Genomic DNA, 17,309 nt, shown 5'->3' with positions numbered 1-17,309 from the left:
TCGTCGCCGCTGGGGCCCGTGGCGCCACGTGGTCCGGGAGCAAGGGACCTTTGCTATCGCTTCCGACGGGCGCCGAAGTCGAGGCTCAAGTGACCTCCGCGAACGCTATGAACGGTCCTTTCCTTGCAAAATTTGCAAGGAAAGGACCGTTCATAGCGTTTGAGCGTGCGTGAGAGGTCAGGTGGCGTCGGGGTCGACCGGCGGGCGCTCACCCGGCTTCAGCGGCTCCGGCTGCGAAGCCGTCGCCGGGTGACCGTTGGGCTTCGCAGCACCGTTGGCGGCACCATTGGTGCCGTTGACGTTGTTGAGCCCCAGCGGATCCGTGTCACCGTCGAACAGGTGCTGGGTGACGACCCGCTTCGGGTCGAAGTTCCGCAGGCCCCGCAGGTCCTCCAGCGGCTTGCGCAGCTGATCGAACTCCGGGCCCATTTCCTCGCGCAGTTGCGTCTTGGCCCCGGTCGCGAAATCCCGGACCTTGCGGACACTCTTCGCCATCCAGGCCGCCGCTTCGGGCAGCCGTTCCGGACCGAGGATGAAAAGACCCGCGACGACGATGATGAGGATCTCGCCCCAGCCGACACTCTCGAACACCCGTGTGAACCTCCGCCTCGGCGTCTTCCCCGTTCAGGGTACCCCGGCCGAACTCGCTAGTCCGAGGCCAGTTTCACGTCAACCACAAGCGAAGACCCATCCCGGACAAGGCGGACAGGGACCACTTCGCCGACTTCGCGCGCGCGGACCGCGACGAGCAGTTCCGCGGAGTCGCGCACGAGCCGTCCACCGACTTCGGTGATGACGTCGCCTTCCTTGATCCCGGCCGAGGCGGCGGGGCCGCCGGGGGCCACGTTGCGGACCTGCGCGCCCATGGTGCTGGAGCCCGCGACGGTGGACGAAGCGTTGATGCCGATGTCGGGGTGGACGACCTTGCCGTCCTTGATCAGTGTTTTCGCGATCTTCACCGCGTAGTCGCTCGGGATGGCGAATCCGATGCCGATGCTGCCGCCTTCGGCGCTGGACGAGCGGATCGCGGAGTTGATCCCGACCAGCGCGCCGGTCGCGTCGACGAGCGCGCCGCCCGAGTTGCCGTGGTTGATCGCGGCGTCGGTCTGGATGGCCTCGTAGATCACCGGCGCGCTGCCGCCGTCGCCGCCCGCGGTGACCGGGCGGTTGAGCGCGCTCACGATGCCGGCGGTGACCGAGTTCTGCAGCGCCAGCGGCGAACCGACGGCGATCACCGAGTCGCCGACGGCGAGGTCGGACGACTTCCCGACCTGCAACGCGGTCAGGTTGTCGACGTCGACCTTGACCACGGCCAGATCGGTTTTGGGGTCGGAGCCGACGACCTTCGCCTCGACGCGCCTGCCGTCGAAGAACACGGCGGTGACCTTGGTGGCCGAGTCGGCCGTCGCGGCGGAGATCACGTGCTCGTTCGTGAGCACGTAACCCTGGGTGTCGATGACGACGCCGGAACCCTGCTGGCCGGCGTCGGCGCCGGGCTTGAACACCTCGAGCGACACCACGGCGGGCGCCACCCGGTGGGCGATGTCGGCGATCGAGCCCGCCGGACGTTCCTTGGCCGCGTCGGCTTCGGAGATGCTGGCCTGGCCGGTCAGTTCGCTGCCGGTGTCGGCGAACCACCAGCCGATCAGCCCGCCGGCGGCACCGATGACCAGCGCGACGGCGGCGAGTATCGCGAGTGCCTTCGTTTGCACACGGCGCCCGAAGAGAACTTCCGGAAGGCTCAGCAGCGCACCTTGCGGGCGCTTCACGTCCTTGTCCTCTTCCGAGTCCTGCTGGACGGCGGGTCCGGCGAGCACCGCACCCGAGCCGGGGTCGCGCCACGGGTCCGAGGTCGTGGTCCAGAGCGGGCCTTCCGAACCGTTCGCGGACAGCTCGGAGCCGTTGGTCCCCTGCGGCCGCTCGAGCACGACACCTTCGGCACCCGGCGGGCGGCGGAAGGCCTCGGCGAGCGATTCCGGCGTCGGGGGTGCCAGGTTCAGACCCGGCGCGGCCTGCCCGTTCGTGCCGGGCTGGTACAGCTTGTCGAAGGCGCCGTCGACGCCGCGCGGCCTGCCGAACGTGGCCGCCTGCGCCGGATCGACGGCGGGCCTGGCCAGCGGGCGCGGCGCCAGCCGATCCCCCGCCGGGTCACCAGGCTGCTGCGGATTCGCGTTCGGCTGCTCGGTCATCATTCCCCGGGGCTGAGATCAGGTTGGCCGGACGCGAGAGTACGCCAAGCCTCGTCCTGGATTCTGCCGTGACCACGGTGAAGTGCGCGTTGATTCCCCGGATCGGCCAAGAAGTGTGACACTTGAGGCAACCATGTCTCACGTCTGGCAGTCTAACGGGCATGTCGGAGAACCCGGGGGCTCCTTTTCCGCCCCAGAACGTCCCTCAGCAGCAGCAATGGCCGCAACAGCAGTGGCCGCAGCACCAGGGCTGGCCACAGCAGCCGCCCAAGAAGAAGCGCTATTCCAAGAAGCTTCAGATAACGCTGCTCGTGCTCGCGCTCGTCGTGGCCGTCGGCGGATTCGCCGTGATCGTCACGCTGAACAACATCGCAGGGCCGGAGAAGCAGGCCAAAGCCCTCACCGAAGGCGATTGCGTCGTGCTGACCGGATCCGGCAAAGAGGCCGACGCGGTCAAGACGCCGTGCGATTCACCGCAAGCCCCTTACGCGGTGAGCCTCACCGGCGTCGACAAGGGTGATTGGAACTGCAAGGACGGTTTCTACAAGTACGCCGTCCCGAGGCCGGTACGCGGCGACGGCGTCGCCCTGTGCCTGGCGATCAACGCCAAGGTCGGGTTGTGTTTCGACGACATCGAGACCAAGACGCCGCCGCCGCTGAAGGACTGCGGCTCGGCGCGGCTGAGGATCAGTGAGGTCTTCCCGCAGATGAGCGTGGTGAACAGTCCGTGTGCGGAAGGCACCGCGGAGGTCATCTCCTACGCCAGCTACGGGACTTCGCAGTTCAAGAGCGCGACGATCTGCTTCGTCAAACCCTGACGAAGCAGATCAGCGGGCCGAGACGGGCATGGGCGCGCTCGACGTGCTCGGACTCGGCGCGGGGCTGCGCGGCGGTTCCGGTTGGGTGCCGCCGCCCAGCTGCGCGGGCAGGAGACCGGCGTTGACCCCCTGCGGCGGGGTGAAGCCGGTGTTCGGCTGTTCTTCGCTGCCGTCACCCGAGGTCGCGACGAGGGCGAGGGCGCTCAGCACCAGCCCGGAAACGACGACCCCGGCGCCTTGCGCGTACTTCCGCCGGGCGACGCCGAAACGTCCGCCGCCGAGGACGTTCGGCGACTGGCCCAGTGGCGCCGATGATCCCAACGGGGTGGTCCCGCCCAGCACTCCGGTGTCACGAAGGCCGGCGACCCTGTCGGGCCGCTGGATGGCGACCAGCTGGCCGTCGGCGGTCATCGCCAGGTTGTCCGGCGTGCCGGGAAGTTCGGTGTTCTGCGGGATGGAGCACAGGCTGGCCAGGAAACCCGCCGACATCGACGGGGCTCCCGCCTGCTTCACGGCGTTGACGGCCTGGCGCTGCGCGGAGACCTCGGCCGCGCACGCCTGGCAGCGGGCGAGGTGCGCCGAAGCCCTGTCCTGGGCGCCGAGGGACAGCTCGCCGTCCACGAAGGCGACGATGGCGTCCGGAAGAAGATGCGACTCGGGGAGCCCCCAACCTCGCGGTGCGGTCATACCCCCACCTTCGCAGACTCCTGCGCCGCGGCGCGACGACGCTCCAAAGAAGCGCGAAGCGCCTGGCGGCCGCGGTGGATCCGGCTGCGCACGGTGCCGAGTTTGACACCGAGGGTGGCGCCGATCTCCTCGTACGAGAGGCCTTCGACGTCGCACAGCACGACCGCGGCACGAAACTCGGGCGGCAACTCGTCGAGCGCGGCCTGCAGGTCCGGGTCGAGATGGGTGTCCGAGTAGACCTGCTCCGGGCTCGGGTCGTCACCGACGATGCGGTCGGTGTCCTCGGGGAGGCCTTCCATCCGCACGCGTGAGCGGCGGCGGGCCATGTCGAGGAAGAGGTTCGTGGTGATGCGGTGCAGCCAGCCCTCGAACGTGCCGGGCTTGTAGGACGCGAGGGAGCGGAAGACCCGGATGAAGGTCTCCTGCGTCAGGTCCTCGGCGTCGTGGGCGTTACCGGTCAGGCGGTATGCCAGCCGGTACACGCGGTCAGCGTGCTCACGCACGACCTCGTCCCACGAGGGCGGCGTCCATGCGGCCTCGTCCACCGTCACCGGCGTGACCTGGTCCGCGTGCTGGTCCTGCATCGTTTCCTGCATCGGGGAAGTAGGCACCTCCATCAGCGTCTTCTCCCAACTACTCCACCCAACGCGGGCGATGAGCACGGTGTTCCCGTTGTCGAGGACCAGTCTGTCCGGCCTGCTTATGTTTCTAGTGAGACTGGACTGAGAGGAGGCTGAGAAGTCGGTACCAGGGAGTCTTCGCTCTTTTGGCGATAGGCAGCGCTAACCTCCGCGTGTGAATTCCGGGACGCATGCGGGGTCGCCTGCCGAGGCCGCCGACGCCGACCTCGTCGACGGGTACGTCCCCGACGACGAGGTTCTGGCCACCGCGCGGGCGCGGTCGGCCGATCTGGGGTGCGGTCCGCTGAGTGCGGGCGCGGGTGCGACTCTGCGTTTTCTCGCCACGACGCTGCGGGCGAAGGCCGTCGTGGAGGTCGGGACCGGGGCCGGGGTGAGCGGGTTGTGCCTGCTCCGCGGCATGGTCGACGACGGGATCCTCACCTCGATCGACATCGAGCCCGAATACCACCGGGCGGCGAGGGCGGCGTTCCGCGAGGCCGGCTACCCGCCGGGGCGGACCCGGCTGATCCTGGGGCGCGCGCTCGAAGTCCTCCCCCGGCTCACCCCCGGTGGCTACGACCTGGTGTTCGTCGATTCGGCGCCGATCGAGTACCCGAGTTGCTACGAGCAGGCCGTCGCGTTGCTCCGGCCCGGCGGGATACTGGCGTTCCACAACGTCTCGGGGACGAGGGTGACGGATCCCTCACGACGCGATCCGGACACCCTGGCGCTGCGCGAGGTCGCGCGGGCCTTCCGGGAGGACGAGCGGCTGGTTCCGGCGCTGCTGCCGGTGGGCGGCGGGTTGCTGGTCGCCGCGATCGCGTAGCAAGGGACCTTTGCTATCGCCTCAACGCCTGTTCCGTGAAGGCCTCCTTGAGGGACTCTGAGTCCCTCAAGGAGGCCTTCACGGACTTGGGGACCACCGCGAGCACAGCGACCGCGGCGATGGCCAGCCAGGCGGCGGTGAGCACGATCAGCCAGGTCCAGCCCGCATGGCCGTAGACGGTCGCGCCGACGGCGCCGCCGATGCTGCTGCCCAGGTAGTACGAAAGCGTGTAGAGCCCGCCGACCTGGCCTCGGGCGTTCTCGGGCGCCTCCGCGGCGGCCCAGCCGTTGGCGACGGCGTGCGCGGCGAAGAACGCGCCGGTCAGCACCACGAAACCGGCGACGACCATCGGCAACGAGTCGGACAGCGTCAGCGCGGCGCCCGCGATCGTGAGCAGCAGGGCGCCGGCGAGCGCCCCGCGACGGCCGAACCGGCCGACGAGTTTGCCCGCGGTCGCCGACGAGACCGAGCCCATCGCGTAGGCGAGGAAGACGAGCGACGCGATCGCGGGAGAGAGGTTCAGCGGCTCACCGGTCAGGCGGAATCCGGCGGCGTTGTACAGCGCGACGAACGAGCCCATCGCCAGCAGCGCGACCGCGTACTGGACCAGCAGGACCGGCTTCCGGACCGCGGCGCCGAGCCCGGCCAGCACCGCCCGTCCCTGCTCGCGCAGCCGCTCTGACCTGCGGCGATCCGGCGAAGTGAGAGCAAAGGTCCCTTGCTCCCCCGGCGGCAGGGCCAGCACCGTGACCACCGTGCAGACCAGGCCGATGCCCGCGACGACGAGCAGCGCGCCGCGGTAGCCGAACGGCCCGGCGGTGAACCCGGCCGCGAGTCTGCCGATCATGCCGCCGACGGTGTTCCCGGCGATCATCGCGCCGACCGCGGCCGCGAGCCCGGCCTTGCCGAGCCGTTCCGCGAGATAGGCGGCGGCCACTCCGGGGAACCCCGCGATGGCGACCCCTTGCAGCGCCCGCAGGACGAGCAGCGCCGGGTAGCTGGGCGCCAGCGGCAGCAGCAAGCCGAACACCACCGACGCGACCACCGAGGCGATGATCACCGGCCGCCGTCCCACGACCTCGGAGAGCGCCGCGATCGGCAGTACGGCGATCGCGAGCGCGCCGGTCGCGACGCTCACCGCGAGCGAGGCGCCACCGGGATCGAGGTGGTACTGCTCGGCGAGCTGCGGCAGCACCGGCTGTGGCGCGTAGAGCAGCGCGAACGACGAGATCCCGGCCGCGGCGACGGCGATCGTCACGCGGCGGGTGGTTCCGGTGGCAGGCACGATTCCGAAGCTAAGCCTGGCTAAACGATACGTCTAATACGGTCATCTGCCACAATCGATACCGTGCTGAATGAAAGGATGACCGCCCAGCTAGCCCCCCAGCTCGCGTTGCTCACCGCACTGCGCCGCACGACGAACGTCACACGCGCGGCCGAACTGCTCGGTGTCCCGCAGCCCACGGTAAGCCGCCGGATCTCGGCACTCGGCGAGGCCCTCGGCGCGCCACTGACGGTCCCCGACGGCCGCGGCATCCGGCTGACCCGTGCCGCCGAGTTGCTGGCCGATGCCGCCGAACGCGCACTCGCCGCTGTCGACGCCGGAGTCCGCCAGGCCCGCGAAGAGGTCGACCCCGAATCCGGGCACGTCGTCCTCGGCTTCCTGCACCTGCTCGGCAGGTCGCTGGTCCCCACGCTGCTCCGCGGCTACCGCGCGGACCATCCGGGCGTCCGGTTCACGCTGGTCCAGGGCTCACGTCAGGACATGGTCGACAGGCTGACCAGCGGCGAACTCGACCTCGCGCTGCTCGCGCCCGCCCCCGTGGACGACCCGCTGCTCGACACCGCCGTACTCGCCGAACAGGAGATCTTCCTCTCCGTTCCGACGTCGCACCGCCTCGCCGACCGGCCCAGCGCCGCCATCGAAGACCTCAAGGACGAGGAATTCGTCCTCCTCGAAACCGGCTACGGCCTCCGCACCATCACCGACGACCTGTGCGCCGCGGCCGGCTTCGCGCCGAAGATCGCTTTCGAGGGGCAGGAGTCCGACACCGTCCGCGGGCTGGTCGCGGCCGGGCTCGGGGTGGCGCTGCTCCCCCGGTTCGAACCCGGCAGCCCGGCGGGCGTCGCCGAAGTCCCGCTGGTGCCGCCGGTCGGGCGGACCATCGGGCTGGCTTGGCGTCGCGACGTGGTGCTGCCGCCCGCCGTGCTGCGGTTCCGTGAACGGGTCCGCGCACAGCATTGGTGACGATCGTCAGGGTCGGTCACTGCCGTTCGTCCACTCCGGCCGGGACGCGTTTTCGCTAACTTCGGGTGAATGTACGACGACATCGTGGAGTTGGCGGGCGCGAGCCCGAGCTGGCTTCAGGCAGCAGGAATCCTGTTCACCGAAGCAGGACTGCTCGCCTTCGCAGCGCTCTTCGCCTGGATGTTGTGGCGGGCGCGCAGCTCCCCCGTCCGGATGGCCGTGGCGCTGCTGGCGCCAGCGGCGACCGCGATCGCGTACCTGATCAGCGAAGCGGCGAAGAGCGTGATCCGCGAGGACCGGCCCTGCCGGGGCCTCGTCACCCTCGTCGAATGCCCGCCGACCGGCGACTGGTCCCTCCCGAGCAACCACTCCACGATCGCCGCGGCGGCCGCCGTCGGACTGGCACTGGCCTGGCGACGGCTCGCGCCGTGGGTGCTCCCAGGCGCCCTGCTGATGGGCTTCTCGCGGGTATTCGTCGGCGCGCATTACCCGCACGACGTGCTCGCCGGACTCGTCCTCGGCTCCGTCACCGCGTGGCTCGTGTTCCGATACCTGAAAGGCCCGGCGACCAGGATCGCGCGCCGTCTCACCGCGCACGCCGGAGACGCGCCGACCCAGCCCATGCCCAGGGTGCGCCCGCGAGGCGATAGCAAAGGTCCCTTGCTACCGCCCCGCAGGTAACCGCAGGTCAGGCGTAGGACGCGACCAGTTCGACCAGCGTCCGCGCCGCGAAACCGGTGGCCCCGGGGACGACGTCGGCGTAGGTCTTGTCGGCCCGCGCGGGTCCGGCGATGTCGAGATGTGCCCACGGCACGTCGCCGACGAACTCCCGCAGGAACAGCGCCGCGACGATGCCGCCGGGACCGCCGGGCGCCTGCCGGACGTCACCGAGCGAACCCTGCACGGACTCGGCGAGGTCCTCCAGCAGCGGCATCCGCCACCACGCCTCGCCGACCCGCTCGCCCGCCTTCGTGACCCGCTCCGCGAGCGCGTCGTCGGTGGCGAAGACGCCGCCGGTGCGGACGCCGAGCGAAACCTTCATGGCGCCGGTCAGCGTCGCCGCGTCGATCACCGCGTCCGGTTTGTGCTTCTTGATGCCGTAGACGAGCGCGTCGGCCAGCACCATGCGGCCCTCGGCGTCGGTGTTGCCCACCTCGGTCGTCTTGCCGCCGTAGTGCCGGACGATGTCTCCGGGGCGGTACGACGAACCGGAAACGTGGTTTTCGGCGGCGGGCACCAGCCCGGTCACCTTGACCGGCAGGCGCAGCGCGGCGATCGCGCGGACGGCGGCGATGATCGCCGCGCCGCCGGCCATGTCGGTGCGCATGAGGTGCATGCCGTCGGCCGGTTTGATCGAAAGGCCGCCGGTGTCGAAGGTGATGCCCTTGCCGACCAGCAGCAGATGCGTCGTCGCCCCGCGCGGCCGGTACTCCAGCTCGATCAGCCGCGGCGGCCCGGCCCGGCCGCCGCCGACGGCGAGGACGCCGCCGAAGCCCTGCTCCGCCAGCCACTTCTCGTCCCTGGCCGTCACGGTCAGGTTCGGGATGCCGCCGGAAACGCGGGCCGCCGTGTCGGCGAGCCAGGCGGGGGTTTTGATGTTCGAGGGCGTGTTCGCCAGGTCGCGCGCGAACGCGGCGGCCGCGGCGAGTTCGCGGACCCGCTCCAAAGCGTCGGTGTGATGTGTGATCAAGCGCACGGTCCGCAGGCTCGGCTTCGGCTCGTCGGCCGTCACGGTGAACCGGTATCCGCCGAGCAGCAGCCCGAAGGCGAGTTCCTCGATGTGCTCGGCACCCGCGTCCTCGGGCAGTTCGACGGCGAAGGCGCGGAACGCCTTCTGCCCCGCCTTGACGTCGTCCTCCAGCGCCGACGTGACGGCGCGGACCAGCGCGGCACCGGCTTTGCGGTACTGCCGCGGCTCACCGTCGCCGACACCCGCCAGCCAGCGGACGCCGCCGGTCGGCACGGTCTGCACGTCACCGGCCTTGCCGGTTGGCCGCACGCCGCCGATCTCCGCGAGTCCGGCGTCACCGTCCTCTTCGGACGGTGCGGCGATCAGCGTGGCCAGCGGCGTACCGCGCCGTAGGTCATCCGAGACCTCGAGTTCGAGCAGCTTCCCCGGAACGGGGGGTAGCGGGTTACGCACAGTGAGCGACCTCCGGGCGCAGATGAACCGCGACCCCGGCCTCCGAAAGGAGACCGGGGTGCGGGTGGTTGAACGGTGGTGCGGTCCGGCTCAGCCGGTGACCTCCTGCAAGGCCGCGCCGAGATCCTTCGCTTCTTCCGCGGAGAGTTCGACGACGAGGCGCCCACCACCTTCGAGTGGTACGCGCATCACGAGGCCCCGCCCCTCCTTAGTCACTTCGAGGGGACCATCTCCGGTCCGGGGCTTCATGGCCGCCATAGCGTGCTCCCTCCGTCTCAACCGGCGCGCCCGGGTCGCGCTCGTCAAAGCCAGCCGGGTCTACTGTCCATTGTCCCTCATCAGCGGCCGAGCGCGAACGCGGACCGATCTTTTGCCGCCGTATCGGTGCTGGTATGCGGCTCGCGAGGCTGAAAGACTCCTCTCAGACCGCAGTTTCGCCGACTAGGAGATCCCGTGACCACATCCGACGTTCTGCTGACCGCCGACGCCGATGGCGTGCGCACCTTCACGCTGAACCGGCCGCAGGCGTACAACTCGCTGACCGTCGAACTCAAGGAACTGCTGCTGGCGGGCCTGACCGAGGCGGCGGCCGACGACGGTGTCCGCGCGGTCGTGCTGACCGGTTCGGGCAAGGCGTTCTGCGCCGGGCAGGACCTGAAGGAGCACGTCGGACTGCTGCAGGCGGGTGACCCGGCGCCGCTACACACGGTCAAGGAGCACTACAACCCGATCGTCAAGACCATCGTCGGGATGCCGAAGCCGGTCATCGCCGCGGTGAACGGCCCCGCCGCCGGCGCGGGCGCGGCCTTCGCCTATGCGAGCGACCTCCGGATCGCCGCGACGTCGGCGAACTTCCTGATGGCGTTCGCGAACGTCGGCCTCGGCCCGGACTCGGGCGCGTCGTGGACGCTGCAGCGGCTGATCGGCCTCGGCCGCGCGGCCGAGCTGATGCTGCTGGCGCGCACCGTCGACTCCGCCGAGGCGCTGACGCTGGGCCTGGTCGGCGAAGTCGTCCCGGACGAGGAACTGGCCGCCCGCGCGCAGAAGGTCGCCGCGAAGCTCGCGGCCGGCCCGACGGTCGCGTACGCGAAGATCAAGAACGTCCTGTCCGTCGCCGCGGAGTCGTCTCTCGAAACCGCGCTGGCGGCCGAGGACGAGGCCCAGACCGCGCTCGGCGCGACGGCCGACCACACCGAGGCCGTCGAGGCGTTCGTCGGCAAGCGCAAGCCGGACTTCCAGGGCAAGTAACCCCTCGCGACGTGCAATGAAGGACGCTTTCATAGCAAATTTTGCAATGAAAGCGTCCTTCATAGCGCGCCCGGGACCGGTACCGAACAGCCGCGACTAGCGTCCGGGAGTGATCCCGACCCCGCCCCACCTCAAGGCGACAGCCGCCGAGCGCGACCTCGGTGACTGCGTCCGCCGCTACCGCCGCAGGCCGGGCGCCATCGGGACCTTCTTCGCCTTCGCGCCACTAGCGGGCGCTCTCGCGCTCGGGCTCCGCGAAGGCGACATGACCGGAGCGCTGGCCATCACCCTGTTCGTGTGGCCGCCGCTCTTCCTCTGGTGGTGTGCCTTGACGCGGAAACGTCTCGACGGAGGTCTCTACGTCTTCACCGGCGGTTTCGCGGAGGTCTACGGACGCAAGGTCCGGCAGGCGATCGCGTGGGCCGAAGTCCGCTCAGTGCGTTACCAGGGCACCGAGTTTCGGTTCAGCTACGTCGTCCCCTTCGCCTACGTCGCGAGATGCACCATCGAACTGCGTGACGGTGGCGTGATCGAGTTCGACGGCACCTACCGAACGCTCCAACGGCTGGCCGAGGACCTCCACGCCCGCGCGATCTAAGCGGCCCGGAAGCAGTCCTTCACGTGGTCGTCGACCATCCCTGTCGCCTGCATAAGCGCGTAACAGGTCGTCGGCCCCAGGAAAACGAAGCCGCGCTTCTTGAGTTCCTTCGCCATCGCCTTCGACTCGTCGGTGGTCGCCGGGACGTCGCCCATCGTGCGCGGCCGCTTATGCCGCGAGGGCGCGAACGACCACAGGAGGTCGTCCAGCGAACCGTCGAGTTCCTCGATCGCCCTGGCGTTGTTGATCGCCGCCAGGATCTTGGCCCGGTTCCGCACGATCGAAGCGTCTTCCATGAGCCGGGAAACGTCGTCGTCGGTGAAGGCGGCGACCTTCTTCGGCTTGAACTTCTTGAACGCCTTCCGGAACGACTCCCGCTTCCGCAGGATCGTGATCCAGGAAAGCCCGGACTGGAACGACTCCAGGCACAGGCGCTCGTAGAGCTCCTCGTCGCCGTGGAGCGGGACGCCCCATTCGGTGTCGTGGTAGACCACGTAATCCGGGGCCGAATTGCCCCACGAGCACCGCTTGATCCCGTCCGCGCCCAGCAGACCCGCCTCAGCCAACCCGGTACCCCTCCGCGTATTTCACGAATTTCTGCAGGCACAGCCGCAGTCCCAGTTCGAAACCCGGTTTCGCGACCGGCCAGCCGAGCCGTCCGACGACGCCGAACGGCGGCCGCAGATGCTCCGCCCAGACGAACGTCGACGAATGCGGCCCCTTCTCGATCACCTGGAAGACCCCGGTGCCCTGCACGATTTTGCCGAGATGCCGCACGACGCAGCGCAGCGGCGGCTCCCAGCTGGTGATCTCCATGGTGTCGGTGAACCCGATGCCGGCGACGCCGGTGAAGGCCGACAGCTTCGAGCCCACACTGCGCCCGTTGCCCTCGACGACCTTGACCTCGGTGCCGAGCATCCATTCGCCCTGGCGTTCCCAGTCGGTCAGCGCGAGCCAAGCCGTCCCGGCCGGTACCGCGACGTCGACGGAGACGACGACATCCGTCACCTGGCGCCCTCACGCTCGGCCTGCAGTTCGGCCACCTTGGCCCGCAGGTCCTCGATCTCGACGCCGAGCCGCCGCATCACCCAGTCCACTTCGGACATCTTGTAGCCGCGCAGCACCATCTGGTAGCGGACGGCGTGGACGTCCTCGGCGGTGATGTCGTCGGCTGGCAGCCTGGTCGGCGAGCTGCCGGGCGGCAGCGGGGCCAGCTCCTCGCCCCGGCCGAACACCACGGCGGCCAGCAGAAACACCACGGCGGCCACCAGCAGCATGACTACGAGATAGATCAGGGCGGTCGTCACGCCACGATCGTGGCACACGAACGCCAGGATCGTCGCGCCAGCAACGCGAGTCGCACACTGACCACCACCCAGAGGAACATCAGCAGCCCGCACGGCACGGACAAGAACAGCCTCGACGCGTCGATGACCCCGGTCGCGATCACCAGCATCCCCACCGAAAGCAGGTTCAGCCCGACGGCCTCGCCGATCAGCACGCCGGCGGTCTTGACCAGCCGGACACCGTCCATCCGCCGGGAGAGCCAGCGCATGCAGACGAGGGCGATCACCCCCAGCACCGGCACGATGAACACGGACCCGTGGGCGAACTGGGCGATGTACAGGTACCAGCCCGGGGTCGGCGTCGAGAGCTGCGACCAGTCCCCGAACGTCCATTTGCGGGCGAACTCCCAGGCGAGCTGCATCAGCGGCACGCCGAGGATCAGTTTCCAGAGGGTGCGGGTGCCGCTGTGCATCCCCAGTTCGGCCTGGTAGTCCCGGGCGATGAGGTGCACCGGGCCGAAGTCGGCGACGGCGCGCCGCTGCGCGTCGTGCTCGCTCCAGCCGCCGTCGCGGTACGCGTCCGCCGCGTCGTTGAGCCCGTCCCGCGCCTCGCGCAGCAGATCCCGCTTCGCCGACGCCGGACCGTCGAGCCGGGCGCGCAGCTCACCGACGTAGGCCTCGATCACCGTCATGCCGTGGTTCTCCCGAAATTCCTCGCGGCGACCGTGAGCCGCATGCTGAACAGGATCCAGGTTCCGGACAGGACCGCGCACGGCAGGCTGACGAACAGGCGGGCCGGTTCCAGCAGCCCGGTCGCGCCGCCGTACGTCAAGACCGCGACGAGGTTCAAGCCCACCGCCGCGGCCAGCGTCCACGAGACCGCGCGGGCGACCGGCGGACCGGCCGTCCGCCGCGAGAGCAGTCGTGCCGCGAGCAGCCCGGCGACCGCGACGGCCGGGGACAGCGCCGCCAGCGTGTCGGCCGTGCCGATCGCGCTGTGGTACCAGGAAGGCGGTGCACCGAGCCGCGACCAGTCGCCGAAGCCCCGCGCCAGATCCCAGCCGAGGATCAGCAGCGGGACACCGGCGATCAGCTCCCACAGCACGCGGATGTCGCGCCGCAGCCCCAGTTCCGCTTGATAGTCACGTGCGATCAGCTCGGCAGGGCCGAAATCGGCGACGGCACGGCGTTCGGCTTCCGTCTCGTCGACACCGCCCGCGAGGTAGGCGTCGGCCGCGTCGACCAGACCGTCCCTCGCCTCGGTGAGCAGGTCGGCCTTCGCCGCCGACGGCCCGCGGAGCCGGCCGTCGAGATCGCCGATGTAGGCCTCGATGACGCTCATGCGGCGAGCAAGGGACGGGACCGGAAGACGTGCGGGAGCAGCCAGACACTGAACGCCACCCAGCCGACCGCGAGGACGTTGCAGGCCAGGCTCATGTTCATCCTGGCCGGGTCGAGGACCACGGTGCCGACCGCGAGCAGGAGCATCGCCACGAGGTTCGCGATCGCCGCGGCGACTAGGGTCCAGCGTGCGAAACGCGCCAGGCGCGTGCCGTCGAGCCTGCGGCCCAGCCGCCGGGCGCCCAGCAGCGCGGCCGCGCCGATCACGGGCGAGGCCACGACGAAGACACCGGAAAGATCGACGACGGACAGGTACCACCCAGGAGGTTCCGCCACGTTGCCCCAGTCCCCGTACGTCCAGACCCGCGCCAGCTCCCAGCCCACCTGGAACAGCGGGACACCGACGATGACCTTCCACAGGGTGCCGATGTCGCCGCGCAACGCCAGTTCGGCCTGATAATCACGGGCGATCACGGTGGCCGGGCCGAAGTCGGCGACGGCACGGCGTTCGGCTTCCGCTTCCTCGGCGCCACCCTCGCGATACGCCTCGGCGGCGTCGATCAGACCGTCCTTGGCCTCGGTGAGCAGATCGGCCTTCGCTCTCGCCGGCCCGTTCAACCGTCTGCCCAGGTCGCCGATGTAGCCGTCGATCGCGCTCATGCCGTGCTCCCCCCGAGGACACCACCGATCACGGTGGTGAACTCCTGCCACTCCGCTCGTTCCGCCGCCAGTGCCTTCTGCCCGGAGCGGGTGAGCTTGTACGTACGACGTTTGCGGCCGGATACGACGTCCCATTCGCTGGCGAGGTATCCGGCGCGCTCCAACCGGCGAAGCGCCGGGTACACGGTGCCCGTCGGCAGGTCGAGCGCACCGTCACTGCGGAGCTGGAGCGCCTCGATGATGGCGTACCCGTGCAGCTTCCGGCCGTCGAGGACGGCGAGGAGCAACGCGTCGAGGTGCCCGCGCAGGCTGTCGGCCTTCATAGATAGACAGTCTACACATCGCCGCATATCAGGGTAGCGGGGACTTTCCCGGACCGGCCTCAGGGAATGTCCCCGAGATCACCCCGATTTCATAGATTTAGTGGCTACATGTAGCCAGCCTACGTATACAGTGCTTCGACATGGACGCACTCCCGATCGCGAGACTCCAGTTCGCGACGACGACCTCGTTCCACTTCCTGTTCGTGCTGCTCACACTGGGGCTCGTGACACTCGTCGCGGTGATGCAGACACGCTCCGCGTTCGGCGGCAAGCCGGAACTCACGCGGATGACTCGCTTCTGGGGCAAGCTTTACGTGATCAACTACGCGCTGGGAATCGTCACCGGAATCGTGATGGAATTCCAGTTCGGACTCACCTGGACCGGCCTGTCCGCGGTCGCGGGCGACGTCTTCGGCGCCCCGCTGGCCATCGAGACGCTGGTGGCGTTCTTCGCCGAATCGACCTTCCTCGGGCTGTGGATCTTCGGCTGGGGGCGGCTGAACAAATGGGTCCACCTGACGCTGATCTGGCTGGTCACGCTGACCGCCTACGCCTCGGCGCTGTTCATCATGGTGGCCAACTCGTTCCTGCAGAACCCGGTCGGCACGCACAACGAAAACGGCGTGCTGAAGCTCGACGACTTCGGCGCGCTGTTCACCAACCCGGCACTCGTGTCCTCACTGCCGCACGTGCTGAGCGCGGCGCTGATGACCGGCGGCTTCTTCGTGGTCGGCGTCAGCGCGTACCACTTCATCAAGCGCACCACGGAGATCGAGTTCTTCCGGCGCTCGATGCGGATCGGCGTGCTCACCTCGCTCATCGGCAGCACGCTGGTGATCGGCTTCGGCTTCGCCCAGTTCGGCCCGCTCGGGGAGTACCACCCCGACAAGCTGGCAGGAGCGGATCCCCTCGTCGGTGTCTCGCTGGGCTTCATGATCCAGATCGGGTTCATCGCCTTCCTCGCCTCGATCCTCGGCACGCTGCTGCTGTTCCGGAACTGGATCACCAAGGTGCGGCCGCTGCTGTACGTGATGGTGCTGGCCATCCCGCTGCCGTTCGTCGCGGCGATCCTCGGCTGGCTGGTGCGGGAGATCGGCCGTCAGCCGTGGCTGATCCGCGGGCAGCTGACCACCGCCGACGCCGTCGCGTCGATCCCGGCCGGCCAGATCCTGTTCTCCTTCATCGCTTTCACGCTGTTGTTCCTGGTGCTGGCGATCGCCGACTGGGTGCTGATGTCACGGGTCGCGAAACGCGGCCCGGAACCCGTCGAAGAGGCGGCCATGCCTCGCACCGAACTTCCCGTCCTGAGCGGAGTCTGACCGATGGTGATCCTCTGGTGGTGTGTGCTCGGTTTCCTGACCGCGGGCTATTTCGCGCTGGCGGGCTACGACTACGGCGTCGGGATGCTGCTCGGCAGGATCGGCCGTGACGAGGCCGGGCGACGGCGCGTGCTCGGCGCGTTCGGCCCGTTCTTCCTGGCCAACGAAGTCTGGCTGGTGGCCGCGGTCGGCGTCCTCTTCGGCGCTTTCCCGCATCTGGAAGGAAAAGTGTTCTCCGGGGCGTATCTCCCGGTCGTCACCCTGCTGCTCGGCCTTGTCACGTTCACCGCGGCGGTGCAGTTGCGCAGCAGGCGGCCGGACGCCGGCCGCGGTGCCTGGACGCTGGCGATCACCGTCGGCGCGTGGGTGACGGCGGTGTCGTGGGGCGTGTTCCTCGGCAACCTCGTCCTCGGGCTCCCGCTCGACGCGGCCGGGAAACCGACCGGCGGTGTCCTGGCCTCGTTCGATCCGTACGCGCTGCTGTGGGGTGCGGGGTTCGTCGCGCTGTTCGCCTTGCAGGGGGCGGCTTTCCTCGCCGTGCGGGCACCCGCCGAGTTCACTGCCCGCGCGAACCGGATCGCCAAGGCGCTGCTCGCGCCGTCGCTCGCGTTCCTGGTCGTGGCTGTCGGCTGGGGTGCCTTCGAGACCACCGCGTCGTGGACCGTGCTGCCCGCGATCGTGCTGGCCTTCGGTGCCTTGGGCTTCGCGTACGCGGCTTTGCGCGCGGGGCGGCACAAGACGGCGCTGGTCGCCACGATGACCCTGTCCGCGTCGCCGGTGCTGGCCGTCGGAACCCTGCGCCTGCCGGACGCCCTGGTGTCCTCCGTGGACGGCGGATTCTCACTGACCCTGACGGAAGCGGCCAGCAGCACCGAGATGCTCGGCCTGCTCACCGTCGTCCTGCCGCCCGCGCTGCTGGCGATCGCCGCCGTGCAGTGGGTGACCTGGCGCCGGAACGACGACCGCGTCGACCAGCGTTCGCTGCTGCACTTCTAGGAGCCCC

The 17,309-nt window shown here is 69.5% G+C and carries 22 protein-coding genes; 8 read left to right on the top strand and 14 right to left on the bottom strand.

The annotated features are described in order from the left end of the window. Window positions 1–177: 177 nt before the first annotated feature. Both tatB and DMH03_RS36735 read right to left on the bottom strand, forming a co-directional pair. Entirely contained in the window at window positions 178–591 is a 414-nt protein-coding gene (gene tatB, locus DMH03_RS36740) for a Sec-independent protein translocase protein TatB (protein WP_125796591.1), read from the bottom strand. A gap of 56 nt (window positions 592–647) precedes the next feature. Next, window positions 648–2,189 carry a S1C family serine protease gene (locus DMH03_RS36735; RefSeq protein WP_125796753.1) on the bottom strand — a complete coding sequence of 514 codons (1,542 nt, stop codon included), beginning with the start codon at window positions 2,187–2,189 and terminating at the stop codon, window positions 648–650. Window positions 2,190–2,350: 161 nt separating this feature from the next. On the opposite strand from DMH03_RS36735, the gene DMH03_RS36730 reads away from it, so the two are divergent. Then, on the top strand, window positions 2,351–3,007 hold the full coding sequence (locus DMH03_RS36730) for a hypothetical protein (RefSeq protein ID WP_125796590.1): 657 nt from the start codon (window positions 2,351–2,353) through the stop codon (window positions 3,005–3,007). A 9-nt stretch (window positions 3,008–3,016) separates the two neighbouring features. On the opposite strand, the gene DMH03_RS36725 is transcribed toward DMH03_RS36730, so the two are convergent. Together DMH03_RS36725 and sigE are read right to left on the bottom strand one after the other, a co-directional pair. Further along, window positions 3,017–3,694 carry an anti-sigma factor gene (locus DMH03_RS36725; protein WP_125780891.1) on the bottom strand — a complete coding sequence of 226 codons (678 nt, stop codon included), beginning with the start codon at window positions 3,692–3,694 and terminating at the stop codon, window positions 3,017–3,019. Beyond that, entirely contained in the window at window positions 3,691–4,311 is a 621-nt protein-coding gene (gene sigE / locus DMH03_RS36720) for an RNA polymerase sigma factor SigE (RefSeq protein ID WP_034313360.1), read from the bottom strand. Before sigE ends, DMH03_RS36725 begins: the two co-directional genes overlap by 4 nt. 178 nt (window positions 4,312–4,489) lie before the next feature. Here sigE and DMH03_RS36715 point away from each other — a divergent pair, with 178 nt between their 5' ends. Continuing rightward, a complete protein-coding gene (locus tag DMH03_RS36715) occupies window positions 4,490–5,140 on the top strand; it encodes an O-methyltransferase (protein WP_125796589.1) in 651 nt (216 codons plus the stop codon). Between the two features lie 13 nt (window positions 5,141–5,153). On the opposite strand, the gene DMH03_RS36710 is transcribed toward DMH03_RS36715, so the two are convergent. After that, window positions 5,154–6,398 (bottom strand): MFS transporter, encoded by a 1,245-nt coding sequence (locus DMH03_RS36710; RefSeq protein ID WP_125796752.1) that lies wholly within the window; start codon window positions 6,396–6,398, stop codon window positions 5,154–5,156. 105 nt (window positions 6,399–6,503) lie between these two features. On the opposite strand from DMH03_RS36710, the gene DMH03_RS36705 reads away from it, so the two are divergent. Then, on the top strand, window positions 6,504–7,388 hold the full coding sequence (locus tag DMH03_RS36705) for a LysR family transcriptional regulator (RefSeq protein ID WP_199749165.1): 885 nt from the start codon (window positions 6,504–6,506) through the stop codon (window positions 7,386–7,388). A 69-nt stretch (window positions 7,389–7,457) separates the two neighbouring features. Further along, window positions 7,458–8,069 (top strand): phosphatase PAP2 family protein, encoded by a 612-nt coding sequence (locus tag DMH03_RS36700; protein WP_125796587.1) that lies wholly within the window; start codon window positions 7,458–7,460, stop codon window positions 8,067–8,069. A 7-nt stretch (window positions 8,070–8,076) separates the two neighbouring features. On the opposite strand, the gene DMH03_RS36695 is transcribed toward DMH03_RS36700, so the two are convergent. Next, the gene (locus tag DMH03_RS36695) at window positions 8,077–9,531 is read right to left on the bottom strand and encodes a M17 family metallopeptidase (protein ID WP_125796586.1); all 1,455 of its coding nucleotides are present in this window, start codon (window positions 9,529–9,531) and stop codon (window positions 8,077–8,079) included. A 90-nt stretch (window positions 9,532–9,621) separates the two neighbouring features. After that, window positions 9,622–9,789, bottom strand: coding sequence for a DUF3117 domain-containing protein (locus DMH03_RS36690; protein ID WP_005155393.1), 168 nt, complete (start codon window positions 9,787–9,789; stop codon window positions 9,622–9,624). A gap of 195 nt (window positions 9,790–9,984) precedes the next feature. Here DMH03_RS36690 and DMH03_RS36685 point away from each other — a divergent pair, with 195 nt between their 5' ends. Then, window positions 9,985–10,779: an enoyl-CoA hydratase-related protein gene (locus tag DMH03_RS36685; protein WP_125796585.1), complete on the top strand. Its 795-nt coding sequence runs from the start codon at window positions 9,985–9,987 to the stop codon at window positions 10,777–10,779. 109 nt (window positions 10,780–10,888) lie between these two features. Then, a complete protein-coding gene (locus DMH03_RS36680; protein WP_125796584.1) occupies window positions 10,889–11,377 on the top strand; it encodes a hypothetical protein in 489 nt (162 codons plus the stop codon). Here DMH03_RS36680 and DMH03_RS36675 read toward each other — a convergent pair. Genes DMH03_RS36675 through DMH03_RS36645 form a run of 7 tightly spaced genes read right to left on the bottom strand, consistent with a single transcriptional unit; the run spans window position 11,374 to window position 14,987 of the window. Continuing rightward, complete coding sequence (locus DMH03_RS36675) at window positions 11,374–11,943, bottom strand: DNA-3-methyladenine glycosylase I (protein WP_125796583.1); 570 nt, start codon at window positions 11,941–11,943, stop codon at window positions 11,374–11,376. The two genes, DMH03_RS36680 and DMH03_RS36675, sit on opposite strands and share 4 nt — an antisense overlap. Further along, the gene (locus tag DMH03_RS36670) at window positions 11,936–12,385 is read right to left on the bottom strand and encodes an SRPBCC family protein (protein ID WP_125796582.1); all 450 of its coding nucleotides are present in this window, start codon (window positions 12,383–12,385) and stop codon (window positions 11,936–11,938) included. Before DMH03_RS36670 ends, DMH03_RS36675 begins: the two co-directional genes overlap by 8 nt. Further along, window positions 12,382–12,684, bottom strand: a complete 303-nt coding sequence (locus DMH03_RS36665; protein WP_125796581.1) for a DivIVA domain-containing protein — start codon at window positions 12,682–12,684, stop codon at window positions 12,382–12,384. The genes DMH03_RS36670 and DMH03_RS36665 overlap by 4 nt, the downstream gene beginning before the upstream one ends. Beyond that, a complete protein-coding gene (locus tag DMH03_RS36660; RefSeq protein ID WP_125796580.1) occupies window positions 12,681–13,355 on the bottom strand; it encodes a permease prefix domain 1-containing protein in 675 nt (224 codons plus the stop codon). Before DMH03_RS36660 ends, DMH03_RS36665 begins: the two co-directional genes overlap by 4 nt. Continuing rightward, entirely contained in the window at window positions 13,352–14,005 is a 654-nt protein-coding gene (locus DMH03_RS36655; protein WP_125796579.1) for a permease prefix domain 1-containing protein, read from the bottom strand. The genes DMH03_RS36660 and DMH03_RS36655 overlap by 4 nt, the downstream gene beginning before the upstream one ends. Then, on the bottom strand, window positions 14,002–14,664 hold the full coding sequence (locus tag DMH03_RS36650; RefSeq protein ID WP_125796578.1) for a permease prefix domain 1-containing protein: 663 nt from the start codon (window positions 14,662–14,664) through the stop codon (window positions 14,002–14,004). The genes DMH03_RS36655 and DMH03_RS36650 overlap by 4 nt, the downstream gene beginning before the upstream one ends. Further along, entirely contained in the window at window positions 14,661–14,987 is a 327-nt protein-coding gene (locus DMH03_RS36645; protein ID WP_016331437.1) for a helix-turn-helix transcriptional regulator, read from the bottom strand. Before DMH03_RS36645 ends, DMH03_RS36650 begins: the two co-directional genes overlap by 4 nt. 140 nt (window positions 14,988–15,127) lie before the next feature. Here DMH03_RS36645 and DMH03_RS36640 point away from each other — a divergent pair, with 140 nt between their 5' ends. Both DMH03_RS36640 and DMH03_RS36635 read left to right on the top strand, forming a co-directional pair. Further along, complete coding sequence (locus DMH03_RS36640) at window positions 15,128–16,306, top strand: cytochrome ubiquinol oxidase subunit I (protein WP_125796577.1); 1,179 nt, start codon at window positions 15,128–15,130, stop codon at window positions 16,304–16,306. A gap of 3 nt (window positions 16,307–16,309) precedes the next feature. Then, the gene (locus tag DMH03_RS36635; protein ID WP_125796576.1) at window positions 16,310–17,302 is read left to right on the top strand and encodes a cytochrome d ubiquinol oxidase subunit II; all 993 of its coding nucleotides are present in this window, start codon (window positions 16,310–16,312) and stop codon (window positions 17,300–17,302) included. Window positions 17,303–17,309: the final 7 nt, after the last annotated feature.

It is taken from the genome of Amycolatopsis sp. WAC 01376, from assembly GCF_003947415.1.
In the GTDB taxonomy this organism is placed as follows: domain Bacteria; phylum Actinomycetota; class Actinomycetes; order Mycobacteriales; family Pseudonocardiaceae; genus Amycolatopsis.
This window is presented reverse-complemented; position numbering and strand designations above follow the sequence as displayed.